Origin of the sequence: Autumnicola tepida (assembly GCF_031846485.1) — a bacterium.
In the GTDB taxonomy this organism is placed as follows: Bacteria; Bacteroidota; Bacteroidia; order Flavobacteriales; family Flavobacteriaceae; genus Autumnicola; species Autumnicola tepida.
On record NZ_JAVRHQ010000030.1, the window covers coordinates 24698 to 37931 of the forward strand.

11 protein-coding genes are annotated in these 13234 nt (G+C 42.9%); 2 read left to right on the plus strand and 9 right to left on the minus strand.

Annotated features, from left to right (window positions below):
• The first annotated feature begins 75 nt into the window (after positions 1 to 75).
• The gene (locus tag RM553_RS17420) at positions 76 to 2247 is read left to right on the plus strand and encodes a S9 family peptidase (protein ID WP_311536239.1); all 2172 of its coding nucleotides are present in this window, start codon (positions 76 to 78) and stop codon (positions 2245 to 2247) included.
• Positions 2248 to 2364: 117 nt separating this feature from the next.
• Positions 2365 to 3360 (plus strand): zinc-dependent alcohol dehydrogenase family protein, encoded by a 996-nt coding sequence (locus RM553_RS17425; protein WP_311536240.1) that lies wholly within the window; start codon positions 2365 to 2367, stop codon positions 3358 to 3360.
• A gap of 182 nt (positions 3361 to 3542) precedes the next feature.
• On the opposite strand, the gene fbp is transcribed toward RM553_RS17425, so the two are convergent.
• The 9 genes from fbp to RM553_RS17470 form a co-directional block, all read right to left on the minus strand.
• Positions 3543 to 4553: a class 1 fructose-bisphosphatase gene (fbp, locus tag RM553_RS17430; protein WP_311536241.1), complete on the minus strand. Its 1011-nt coding sequence runs from the start codon at positions 4551 to 4553 to the stop codon at positions 3543 to 3545.
• A 17-nt stretch (positions 4554 to 4570) separates the two neighbouring features.
• Positions 4571 to 5809: a tagaturonate epimerase family protein gene (locus RM553_RS17435; protein WP_311536242.1), complete on the minus strand. Its 1239-nt coding sequence runs from the start codon at positions 5807 to 5809 to the stop codon at positions 4571 to 4573.
• 12 nt (positions 5810 to 5821) lie between these two features.
• The gene (locus RM553_RS17440) at positions 5822 to 6628 is read right to left on the minus strand and encodes an SDR family oxidoreductase (RefSeq protein ID WP_311536243.1); all 807 of its coding nucleotides are present in this window, start codon (positions 6626 to 6628) and stop codon (positions 5822 to 5824) included.
• Between the two features lie 4 nt (positions 6629 to 6632).
• Complete coding sequence (gene uxuA / locus RM553_RS17445; RefSeq protein ID WP_311536244.1) at positions 6633 to 7838, minus strand: mannonate dehydratase; 1206 nt, start codon at positions 7836 to 7838, stop codon at positions 6633 to 6635.
• 65 nt (positions 7839 to 7903) lie between these two features.
• Positions 7904 to 8818, minus strand: a complete 915-nt coding sequence (locus RM553_RS17450; protein ID WP_311536245.1) for an alpha/beta hydrolase — start codon at positions 8816 to 8818, stop codon at positions 7904 to 7906.
• A gap of 9 nt (positions 8819 to 8827) precedes the next feature.
• On the minus strand, positions 8828 to 9163 hold the full coding sequence (locus RM553_RS17455; RefSeq protein WP_311536246.1) for a cupin domain-containing protein: 336 nt from the start codon (positions 9161 to 9163) through the stop codon (positions 8828 to 8830).
• 257 nt (positions 9164 to 9420) lie between these two features.
• Positions 9421 to 10473 (minus strand): pectate lyase, encoded by a 1053-nt coding sequence (gene pelA, locus RM553_RS17460; RefSeq protein WP_311536247.1) that lies wholly within the window; start codon positions 10471 to 10473, stop codon positions 9421 to 9423.
• Between the two features lie 61 nt (positions 10474 to 10534).
• Positions 10535 to 11323 (minus strand): rhamnogalacturonan acetylesterase, encoded by a 789-nt coding sequence (locus tag RM553_RS17465; protein WP_311536248.1) that lies wholly within the window; start codon positions 11321 to 11323, stop codon positions 10535 to 10537.
• Positions 11324 to 11325: 2 nt separating this feature from the next.
• A complete protein-coding gene (locus RM553_RS17470; RefSeq protein WP_311536249.1) occupies positions 11326 to 13227 on the minus strand; it encodes a pectinesterase family protein in 1902 nt (633 codons plus the stop codon).
• Positions 13228 to 13234 lie beyond the last annotated feature (7 nt).

The window sequence follows — 13234 nt, forward strand, 5'->3', positions numbered from 1 at the left end:
ATGTCTGTATATTGAAAATCCGAAGCAGTAAAACTCCTAGGGGATAATATCAATTGCAATATTTTTAATACTGAAATGAAAAAGAACAGCATTCTAAGCCTCATTTTTATCACTTTTCTTTCGATTTGTTATGGGCAACAGGACCAGCAAAAAGTCCTTACTAAAGATGATTATGAACATGCCGTAAAATTTCTTGGTTTCAATACTTTTCCGTTGGTGTACAGTAGCTACGTACGCCCAAACTGGATGGAAAATGGAAAATTCTGGTACAGGAATTCTACCGCTGAAGGCAACTTATTTGTACTGGTGGACCCAAAGCAGAAATCAAAACAAACTGCTGAAAAACTGGAAGAACTAATTGGCGCCGATACTTCAGCAAATAACCGGCAGCAGATTTCAAGAACTGAAGTTGCCTCGCCAGACGGTTCCAAAGTAGCTTTTATACGGGACTGGAACCTGTGGATCCGCGATACTAAAACCAACGAGGAAACCCGGCTTACCACAAATGGAATTGAAAACTACGGCTATGCCACAGATAATGCCGGCTGGAGAAAAAGTGACAAACCAATCCTGCTCTGGTCCCCCGATTCCAAAAAAATTGCAACCTACCGGCAGGACCAACGCCATGTTAGTGATATGTATCTTGTGGAAACAACTGTGGGTGAGCCAAAACTGCAGCAATGGAAGTATCCCATTCCGCAGGATGATGAAATTATTAAAATTGAAAGACTAATTATAGATACCGAAAGCGGGGAAATAATCCCGCTCCAGATCCCTGCAGATCCACGTCGTGGCACTTCCTGCGATGATATTTCCTGTTCCGGCTCGTTTGATGATAACCAGTGGACCCCAAATTCAGAAAAACTGGCTTTTGTCTCCAGCTCCCGTGACCATAAAATCGCCCGGATGCGTATTGCTGATGCTAAAACTGGTGAAGTCAGGGAAATTTTTACCGAAGAAGTGCCAACCCAATACGAATCTGGACAGGGTTCCATCAACTGGCGCTATTTGCCAGATTCCAATGAAGTTATCTGGTATTCCGAAAGGGACAACTGGGGCCATCTTTATCTATACGATGCCAAGAGCGGAGAACTTAAAAACCAGATTACCAAAGGGGATTTTGTGGTAACCCGCCTCCTTAAAGTAGATGAAGAGAAACGCAGGCTTTACTTTATGGCCAATGGCCGGGAAAAAGGCCGTGACCCCTATTTTAGTCATTTTTACAGTATAAACTTCAGCGGAAAAAATCTTGAATTATTGACCCCGGAAGATGGCAACCACAGTGTTAACATTTCTCCTGAAGGCGATTATTTTGTAGATAATTATTCCCAACCCGATGTTCCCAATATTTCAGTTTTAAGAAATATGAATGGTAAAAAAATTATGGAGCTGGAGCAGCAGGATATTTCAGCATTAAAAGCTGAAGGCTGGCAGCCCCCAAAACCCATAACCGTAAAATCGGCAAACGGGCGTTGGGATTTATATGGTTTAATGTTTACCCCCACAACTCTCGACGAATCTAAAAAGTACCCTGTGGTAAACTATATTTATCCGGGGCCACAAGGTGGTGGCGTTGGCAGCCGTTCTTTTTCAGCTTCCCGGAGGGACCATCAGGCCCTGGCTGAACTTGGCTTTGTGGTTGTGGTGATAGACGGCACCTGTAACCCGGGCCGCTCTAAAGCTTTCCACGATGCCTGCTACGGCAATATGGCAGATAATACCCTGGAAGATCAGATTGCCGGATTAAAACAACTGGCAGAAAAATATCCCTACCTGGACCTTGAGCGTGTGGGAATATGGGGGCATTCCGGCGGCGGCTTTGCCACAGCGGCAGCCATGTTTCGCTATCCGGAATTTTATAAAGTAGGAATTTCAGAATCCGGAAATCACGATAACCGGAATTATGAAGATGATTGGGGCGAGCACTACATAGGGCTCCTGCAGGAAAATGAGGAAGGTTCAAATTATGAAATCCAGGCCAACCAGAATTACGCGGAAAACCTTCAGGGGGATTTATTGATCGCGCATGGCGGACTTGATGATAATGTGCCGCCATACAACACATATCTTTTGATTGACGCGTTAATTGACGCAAATAAAGATTTTGACCTCATCATTTTTCCCAACGCACGCCACGGCTATGGAGAAGACAATTCTTATATGATGCGACGGCGCTGGGATTATTTTGTAAAGAATTTAATGGGCGCCGTGCCACCTGAAGGATTTGAAATCAAACGGGATGAGTAAATATTAAGAACACCATTAACATTGTAAAAGCCTTTGCAAACATTATGTTATTTATGCTAAACTTTTTGTTTCGAAAAGCACTAATCACGAACTTTTAGCTTCAAAAAAATAAAAGCTATGAGTAAAACACGAATTGTACAATTTCATGAAACGGGTCCTGCAGAGGTACTCAAAATAGAAGAGGTCACCCTACCGGAACCTAAAGAAAATGAGGTACGGCTTAAAACTGAAGCAATTGGGCTTAACCGGGCTGAAGTAGCTTTTCGAAGCGGCCAATATCTGGAACAACCCGATTTCCCTTCAAAGATAGGTTATGAAGCCAGTGGTGTGGTAGATGCTGTGGGGAGCAATGTAAAATCGGTTAAAGCAGGAGACAAAGTTAGTACGATTCCTTCCTTCTCTATGAAGGAATATGGAATGTATGGTGAAGATGTTATCGTGCCGGAACACGCGGTGGCGAAATATCCCTCAAATCTTTCTGCGGAAGAAGCCGCGGCTATCTGGATGCCTTTTATAACGGCATACGGAGGATTGGTGGAAACCGGCCACCTGAAAAAAGATGATTATGTGCTGATTACCGCTGCCAGCAGCAGCGTTGGCCTGGCTGCTATAGATATTACTAAAGCCAAGGGTGGTATTGCCGTTGCCAGCACCCGGAAACAGGAAAAAAAGCAGGATCTCCTGAATGCAGGGGCAGATCATGTTATTGTTACCGATGATGAGGATTTAGTTAAAAAAGCAATAGAAATTACCGGAGAGAAAGGTTTCAACATTATATTCGACCCTATTGGCGGACCCATTATTGAAGCACTGGCCAAAGCCGCGGCAGAGCAGGCAACCATCATAGAATACGGTTCCCTATCGGGCGAATCTGCTGCTTTTCCCTTTGGTTCCCTTCTGAAAAACAGGCTTAGCATTAAGGGGTATATATTAATGGATATCACCACCAATCCTGAAAAATTAAAACCTGCGAAGGATTATATTTTCAAAGCGCTGGAAGAAGGAAAGTTTAAACCTGCTATTGATAAGACCTTTGCTTTTGAAGATATTGTAGAAGCCCATAAATACATGGAATCCAACCAGCAAAAAGGTAAAATTGTGGTTAAGGTTTAATTTCTTTTACAAGAAAAAATCAAGCATTTTTATTTACCGGCTGCCTTAAAATAAAATTCCGAATAGCTTAAAAAAGCATTTAAGTAATTTATTTTAAGGCAGCTGTTTTGTTTGTATACTCCTTTTCCGCTAGGCCAAAAAATGCAAAGCCTTTTCGGGTATTTGCACCAGCATTGGAATTTTCAGGATTGATTCTCTTTAATAAAATTTTCAGCTTTCTCCACCATCTCTTTATTCCCGCAAAGAAATGGTACCCGCTCATGCAGTTCCTTTGGCTGTAATTCCATAATTCTTCTAAGCCCGTCCGATGCTTTTCCCCCAGCCTGTTCTGTAAGAAATGCCATGGGATTACATTCATATAACAATCGCAACTTACCATTAGGCGCAGTGGTTCCCTGGGGATACAGATAAATACCGCCTAAAAGCATATTCCGATGAAAATCTGCCACCAGGGAGCCGGTATACCTGGAAGTAAAAGGCCGGCCATCCTCTTCATCAATCTGCTGCACCCATTTGATGTATTTTTTAACACCGTCTGGAAAATGCACATAATTCCCTTCATTAACGGAATAAATATTCCCTTTTTCAGGAAATTTAATATCTGGGTGTGACAGGAAAAAGGATCCTATTCCAGGATCAAAAGTAAAACCATTTACCCCGTTTCCTGTAGTATAAACGAGAATAGTAGAGGTTCCATAAATAAGGTAACCGGCAGCAACCTGGTTCTCTCCCGGCTGGAGAAAATCTTCCATATTGACGGTATTTCCAGTTTCAGACTTCCTGCGGTAGATGCTGAAAATGGTTCCCACCGTGATGTCCACATCAATATTAGAAGAACCATCCAGAGGATCTATAAGCACGATGTACTTGGCATCTTTATGCATATCTTCATCAAAAGCGAGAAAATCCTCCATCTCTTCTGAAGCCAGACCGCAAATCTCGCCGCGATTTCTTAATGTACTGATAAACACTTCATTTGCCATAATATCAAGCTTTGCCTGCGTCTCTCCCTGCACGTTTTCTTTACCGGCTTTACCTAAAATTTCGGCCAGCCCGGCTTTATTTATCTGCTGGTTCACTACTTTTCCCGCCAATCTTATGGAACTTAGCAAGGCACTTAATTCTCCTTTGGCGTATGGAAAATCCTTTTGATTTTCAATTATAAATTCTCCCAGGGTAATGTGTCTGTCCATTTAATTTTGTTTTTTGGTTAGGCAGGAAAAATATTTTTCAGGTGCCTTTCGTAAAGATTATAGGTAACGTTTTCTTCTATTTTAGCCCTGTGCCTTTCCAGTAATTCCTGAAAATTATCTTTTTCAGCAGCTACTTTATACGCGCAATGCAACAATTGCCGAAAATTGGGATTATAGGCATTGCTTTTTTGGTCGTGCCTTAGCGCATTGGCAAAATCTTTCCCGCTTGTGAATCCTTCTGCGGAAGGTAATTCGTCTTTATCTATGGAAAGCACTTCTGTATAATCTTTGGTAAGCTCTTCATAGCGCTCTAAAGCTTCAGCATAAATTTCCTTCGCAAAACTGAAGGCTTCCCCTTCGCTTTCGGCAAGGCCAATTAACTCTTCCAGCCAGGTGGTGCCGGCAGTTTTTAGATGCAGCCCGGCATCATGTTTTTTAATAAGCTCCTGCATAACCGGATAAATAGAGAACTTATCGCTGCCGCTGTGGACGCTCAGTTTTAAATTTTGCGGAAGCCCAAACTCCTGAATGGCAAATTTCAGTACCAAAAGGTCTTCTTCAAACTCCTTTTTAAATTGCTTCAGGTCGCCACGATAATCCACACCCTTGTTAAATTCTCCTGTAAACTTGGGTGCTATGGTATTAACGGGTACTTTATAGAAAGCCAGGGCCGCCAGGATAAAAAATAGTTCCACCGGTGTTTGCGGGCTCTCCACCTCATCTATAGAAACTTCAGTAGAAAATTCCTCTTTTTTTTCCGAAGCTATATACCAGTAAACTTCTCCGGCTTTACTCATTGCCAGCAGAAAATTATCCAGCATTTTCCTGAGATGCATTTTTGAAATTTCAATTCTGTGTTCAATTCCTTGAATTTCAAAATCACCCAGGTATTTTTCAAAAAATTCAAGAAATTCTTCTTCCTCCTTTTCCGAAGCTTTTTTCCCTATAAAATCGGCTACATCTATGGTAAAAAAATCGCTTACGGCAAGATAAGGTTCTACTGTCTGTAGGCTGATATGATCGGCATCCACCAGATAGTCGCCTTTATACCCCAATTCTTTTACGGCATTATCGGCTTCTTTTCTCACTTCGGGCGCTTTGGTTCCAACCGTTAGATGCTCCCGGTTGGATTTATTCCACACCGGTATTACTTCAATTCCTTTTTCCTGCATTTTAAGCACCGCTTTAAGCTGTGCTTTTCCTTCTTTTCCAAACCTGTCCCCTGTTCCAAAAGAATATTTCCCTAATCTTGCCATAATTTTTATTTTTTATACGCCGCTAAATGCCCCAAAACCTCCGTCTACAGGAATTACAATGCCGGTAACAAAAGAAGATTCATCTCCTGCCAGCCAGTTTGCAGCGCCCTGCAATTCTTCGGGTTCTCCAAAGCGCTTCATTGGAGTCTGTGTAATAATTGTTTCGCCCCTGGAGGTGAGGCTTTCGTCTTCATTAAGAAGAAGGCTCCTGTTTTGCTCTCCTATAAAAAATCCTGGTGCAATTGCATTCACCCGGATCCCATCTCCATACTTATGCGCCATTTCCACAGCAAGCCATTTGGTGAAATTATCTACCGCTGCCTTGGCCGCCGAATAGCCCATCACCCTGGTAAGTGCCTTTTGCGCGGCCATAGATGAAATATTGATTACACTGCCTTTCTTTTTTTCCACCATTCCCTTTGCAAAAACTAAAGTAGGTAGCACGGTTCCCTTAAAATTTAGCTGACTCACTTTGTCAAAATCACTAATATCAAGATCAAAAATACTTTGCTCCGGAGTAATTGTCGCGCCTTTCATGTTGCCACCCGCGGCGTTCACCAGGATATCCACTGTGCCAAATTCGGCTTCGATTTTTTCCTTTGCTGAAATCAGCTTTTCTTTATCCAACACATCGGCTACCAGTGCAACTGCTTCCCCGCCTGAGTTTTTAATTTCCTCCACCCTTTCCTGCACGGTATCTTCACTACGCCCCAGGATGCCCACTTTAACGCCATTTTTGGCCAGGCCCATAGCGATGGCTCCTCCCAATACTCCGTTTCCACCTGTAATTACCGCTACTTTATTATCTAAATTATACATATATTTAATATTGTTGATTTTCTAAAGTATTCAGTATTCCAAATTCAAGTCCGCGTAATTCTGCAAGCCCTCTCAGCCGGCCCACAGCAGAATATCCCGGGTAATATGGTTTGCCCTGGTCATCCAGCATTTCATGCCCATGGTCTGGCCGCATAGGTAAAGCTGAGCTGTTATTTTTCTTCTGAAGTTCATAAAAGCTCCTTACCAGCCTGTACATTCCGGCACTGCCTTCCAGATGATTGGCTTCGTAAAACCTGGAATTTTCTTCCCGCTGAACAGACCTTAGGTGGACGAAATGAATACGGTCAAAATACTTCTGAATAATTTCCGGCAAATCATTTTTCTCTGAAGCACCTAAACTACCGCTACAAAAGGTAAGTCCATTAGCCTTCTGCGGCACCTCACTGAAAATATAATCAAGATCTGAAGCGGTGCTTACCACCCTTGGCAGTCCCAGTACCGGCCATGGCGGATCATCTGGGTGAATGGCCATAACCACCCCGGCTTCTTCTGCCACAGGAACCACTTCTTCTAGAAATTCCACCAGATGTTCCCTTAACTGTTCTGCTGAAATCCCCTCATAATCCTTCAGCCCATTCCTTAATTTTTCCAGCGTAAAACCTTCTTTATCTCCAGGCAATGCCATTAGCAGACTTTGCTTAAGCACCTCCAGTTCTTCCTGCTCCATTTCAGCATATTTGGCTTTGGCTTTTTCAATCAGATCTGCATCATAATCTGCTTCAGCGTTATCCCTTTTCAGAATAAACAAATCAAAAATTATAAGGTCTTCCAGGTTATGAAGAAGGGCCGTACTGCCATCTTCCAGCTGATACCTTACGTTAGTGCGCAACCAGTCCAGCACAGGCATAAAATTGTAGCATACGCGGGTGATCCCGCATTTGCCAAGGTTTCTTAGGCTTTGCTTGTAATTTTCTATAAACTTACCCCTGTCTGTTCTTGCCTGTTTAATATGTTCATGCACGGGAAGGCTTTCCACCACGTTCCAGTGCAGCGCGAAAGGATGTTGCTTATTACTGTCTTCAAGCAGTTTTTTGCGTTTTTCAATCTCTTCCACCGTCCAGACTTCCCCAACGGGGATATGATGTAGAGCGGTAACCACCCCGTTTGCCCCGGCCTGCTTTATGGTGCTAAGGCTTACCGGGTCCTGTGGCCCATACCATCTCCAGCTTTGTTCAAAAATTCTTTTCATATTATTGTTTTCTCTGTTGCAGAAAATTTAAGTTAACTAAATGTTTTTAAAATCCCCTACACTCCTCAATTAATTAAACCCATTTCCAGCAGCCATTCTGCACATAAGCTTTTCCATTCATCGGTAAAAGCAGAATCATTGATTATCCCAATTACATGCTTTCCCTGCGGAAAAACATGCAGGCTGGCCGTTACCTGGTGTTCCAGTAGAGCCTGGTAAAACAAAATGCTGTTCATGGGATCAACCACGGGGTCGTTCTGGGCATGGACCAGAAACGAAGGAGGTGTGTCCTCAGTGACCTGCAAATCGTTTGAATATTCCTCTTTTAATTCTTCGGAAGAAGATTTGCCAAGCAAATTTTCCAGGCTTCCCTCATGCGCATATTTCCCAAAACTGATTACGGGGGACACCAGGATCATGAAGGCCGGACTGAAGTAAACTTCGGCTAAACTATCATTTTCAATAACTGAAAAATCCCCCGAATGTGTTCCTAATGTACTTGCCAGATGCCCACCGGCAGATGTCCCGAAAACCCCAATTCTATCAGGATCTATATTATATTTTTTAGCATTGGCCCGTATAATTTTCATTGCACGCTGCGCATCCTGAATAGGGCCTTTATATCTAATCTCCAGATCGGGGGAAGTGGGCAGGCGGTAATTAAGCACAAAAGCTGGTATTCCTAACGTATTAAACCACTTTGCTACCTGAAAGCCACCAAGATTATAGGTGAGATGGTGGTAACCTCCGGAAGGCAGTACCAATACAGCCGCTCCCTTATTATCTTCAGCGGCTGGTAAAAAACTGTAAAAACCCGGTTCAGCCATCTGAGTAATTCGTTGATTTGCTTCAATATGTTCCAGCTTGATACCTTTGGAATTGGGCATTTTTCCTGCTGGCCAGAGCGCGGTAAAGTCCTGCGCGAATCCCGCTGCAGCACTAAGCAGAAAAAGAATTAAACCAGGAATTAGCTTTTTCATATAACTCTATTAAAGAAAATCTTCTCTCACAGGACTAAAAACATCTATTAAAATCCCGGCCTCCAGGCACTCTGCCCCATGTTTTAAATTTGGCTGCACAAAAAATGTATCGCCTTTTTCCAGGATTTCGGATTGCCCGTCTATGGTGATTTTAAATTTACCGGAAGCAACATACGAAGATTGTGTATGAAAATGATCATGTACAAACCCGATCGCGCCTTTTTCAAACTTCACCTTTACCATCATCATCTGACTGTTGTGGCCTGTAATCTTCCTGGTGATACCTTCCCCGGCGTCTTCCCATGCCGATTCCTTTTCTTTTAAAAATGTTTTTCCCTGTAACATATTTTACTTTTTGAACCATTGATTTAATTACAATCTGTTCATTTTTTCCATTGATGAAAAAACGAACCAAGAAAATCTAGGCTTACGAATCTTTATTGATAAATATTCGATAGGCCGAAAAATCCTCATAAATTAAATTACCTTCTCCTACCCCAAACAAGAATCGGTATTGAGCCAGGATCTATTTTCTTTCCTCTTTCAGCACAGCGGTCTTTGGTCTATTTTCTTTTTTCTTTCAGCGAAGCGGTCTATGGCCTTTAATACTTCTTCTCCCATTCGGGGTATTCCCGCTTCAGCAAATCTTCAGCATAATTATCTATATAATTATAACCTACCCTGCGTTCCTGCTCAATATCTGCCAGGTGCTGCTTAATAATTCCGTCACGGCCAACAAAAATAGGAGTGCCGGTTTTTATATCATTAAACCTTCCCCAAAGAGGGCCACCCGCATCATCTTTAATTACCACCCTGTCGTACCCTTCAACATAAGAAGTATCTTTTACCCAAACTACTTTTTCTCCCATTACTTTGTGCGCCTCAAACCATTTTACCGCACTCCTGATGGAGCGCTTAACTTCTTCTGAAGGATTTTCAATTTTAAGCAGGTACTCCACAATGCCGGTGCTTTCTTTTCCGCTTAAAGATGGAAGCTCATATGCCCTTGCTTTTGCGGGACTGTAGTCATCTTTATCATGCTGTGCACACCAGATCGTTAATTTGCCATCTACCTTAACCTGAGTGGCGAGGATCACCTCCAGGCCCTTTTCTATAGCTTCTTTGGCTTTCTTCCTGCGGCCTGCATTTACAAAGTTATACGGCTTGTTGTTTTTGGAGATGTTCCGTAGCAGTTCCATCACCCCAATCATCGCCCCGTCATTATAGGTAATATGCTCATAATAGCCTTCCCTTATGGGATAAAACTGGGGCCAGCCGCCATTGTCGTATTGTGCTTTTAACAAATAATCTATTCCTTCCAGAAATGCTTCTTTATATTCTTTCCTGCCGGTGGCCTCATAAACTTTTGCCAGGTACCTTAGCTGGGTATGGGTCGCGCCATTGTCTATGGTAGTGCCAACCGACTTCGATTTTAGGCTTCTCAGGCTGTCTTTTTCTGCGGAAGTCAGCTTATCTGCCATATCTATGTTCTTATACCATCCGCCATTGTCATGTTGATAAAGCAAAACATTGTCTGCAATTCGCTGTGCTTCTGCAGAAGCATACCATTCCCCGTCCTGATGTTGCGCCTTTTCCCATGAATTTTCACCTTCCTGAGCTACGGATTGTTGCAGCATTCCAGCTAGAAATGCCATACCTAAAACGGCATTTTTTAACTGACGTTTAAAATTGAACTTGTTTAACATTACTTCGATTTTATTTCTTTATTAAATCCTTTTTCAATACTTCGGGTTTTACGAATTTCTTCAATTCCAGGCCCTGTTTTGCAATTTCCTGCAGCGCCAGGCTTGCCACGATAGTCGCCCCTTTTTCTGATAAATGGGTATCATCGTGGCGGCCGTCCGGTTCGTAAGGATCTTCTCCGGGTTCCAGGTGCAGGTGCAGGTCTTTGGAAGCTTCAGGGCCATAAGCTATTTCCAATTGTTCCGTGAGCAACTGCATGTCTATAAATGGTACTTCTAGATCTTTAGCCACCATACGGATAACAAGAGGATATTCGCCGTGTGTGTCCACAAGAGTGCCCTCATCATTAAAATTTCTTCTTACTATAGAACTCATTAAAACAGGGGTTGCACCTTTTTCACGGGTTTCCCTCACAAACTTTTCCAGGTTTGCCCTGTACTGCGTAAACGGATTGGTATATCGTTCCGGATCTTTAATTTTTTGATCGTTATGCCCAAACTGTATAAAGACAAAATCCCCCGGCTGCAGTTTACTCTTGACTCTTTCCCATCTACCTTCAGAAATAAAGCTCCGTGTACTTCTGCCATTCACCGCATGGTTTTTAATATTTATTTCTGAAGTCATTAATTGCGGAAGCATTTGGCCCCAGCCATGTTCCGGATTTTCTTCCGGGTCTTTTTTATCAGACATGGTGGAATCCCCTATTAAATATAAAGTGGTCTTCTGCTGCGCCGTAACTTTCACAGACAAGATCATCAGTAAACAGAGAATCATTTTATCCATTCTTTTAAGCTTTTCCATTTCTATTTCCTGTTGTTAGTTACCTGAGAAGCCCAAAACCAGTCTTCACAGCTACTAAAGATATTCTTCAGTGTGTACTCTTGCGCCTCCCTTCTGTTTAATTGATGAGCCCAGGGCACGCGGGTTTGGGGAGAAGCCCCCGGCCCAAAACTGTTGTATTCAGCATAAAAAGCCGTGTTTTCCTTATTCGGGAACATCGCGTCCCCCTTCCACGGATCCCAGCCTTCCGCAACAATATGCTCACCTAATTCAGTATTGATAAAAACCGTTTTGGCATAAGGACGCCAGGGCCTCCCGAGGTAAACTTCATCTACGCCTTCCGCAGCAATCAATTTGCAATCGATGAACACATAGCCAAATTCCTGGTTTTGGGGAGTTGCCGCAGCCGTTACATACGAATTTTTAAGACTTTGGATGGTGCAATTCTTAAAAACGGCAGTAGCTTCTCCAAAGAGAAAATCTGTTGTGCCTTCTATGTAACAACTAAGATACAGCTGCCTGCTGCCTTCTGTGGCGGTATAAATGGTATCCTGGCAACCCAGGATGTTGCAGTTTTTAATCATAAAACGGTCACCTTCAACATGCAGGGCCACAGCCTGCCCTTCCCCGCAGGAAGCGTTTTTAATGCTAAGGTTTTTAATTTTGATATCATCGCCGCGCACCAGCACAGTGTAAGATGTAAAAGTAGAATGCTTATTCCCAGTCTGGGGATCCATTTTTCCTGAATAGTCGTTATTGGTGATAATTGTACCTTCCTTACTCTCGCCAATTAATGTTAACTGATGTTTCCAGCTGGGGATTTCCAGTTTTTCATTATAGGTTCCATTTTTTATATGAATTACCACTTCCCCCGGGCCAAGATCTCGGGTGGAATTTATGGCTTCCTGAATTTTGGCAAAATCGCCTGAACCATCCTGTGCCACGGTAATTTCCCGATAGGCCTTTTTAGCCGAAGAAGGATTCTGCAGCACCTTATCCAGGAAAGATGTTGTTAAATTCAAAGTTTCCTCAAACCACGGATGCATCAGCCAGAAGGAGTGCGGCGAATTTTCAATGGTATGCACTTCGGAATAAATTCCGAGTTCATCTAAAATTTTGATCATATCGTCCCTTCCTGCGTGAAAACGGGCCTGCGAACTGTTGATAAAAAGGGTGGGCGGAGTATTTTCATTTACATATTCCAGCGGGGAAGCTTCTTTCCATATTTCGGGTTTGCTATCCCTGGAACCGCCCAGCCAGGTGGCCCCCATCCAGCCTTCCTCAGCTTCGGGATGGACAAAGGAAACTATTCCGTCTATATTCACAATCGCCTCGACTTTATCTGAAAAATCATTATTTTCAGTATTATACTTTTCAGCACCGGGAGTTGCACCCAGCAGGGTTGCCAGCTGCGCTCCCGCCGAAGCTCCAAGAACCGCGATTTTTTCAGGATCCAGGTGGTATTTCTCGGCATTCCGGCGCATCCATTTTATAGCGTCTTTTAAATCCTTCACTCCCGCAGGATAAATAGCTTCAGTACCCAATCTATAAGCGGCAGTTACCGCCACATAACCATTCTTTGCAAGATACTGTGCCATAATACGCTGGTTTTCCTTACTTCCGGTAAGCCAGCCGCCACCATGGATAAGCAAAACCGCGGGGTAATTTTTACCATTTTCAGCCTTTGGCATATAAACATCGGCCTTTAAATCTTTTTCGGCTGATTTCTTATAAACCACATCTTCTTCAGCGATAATATTTTCAGAAGAAAGGCTTTCCACAGGACTAATAAAAGGATAATCCTTCTTGAGTTTTTCGTAAGTCCCCGGTATAGTATAGGGTTTTATTTCGTGCTGTTGGGCACGAATAGGAATAGCGAAAAAGCTAATTATCACCAGTATAATTAGATGGTTCTTGAAAAACATTTTGATG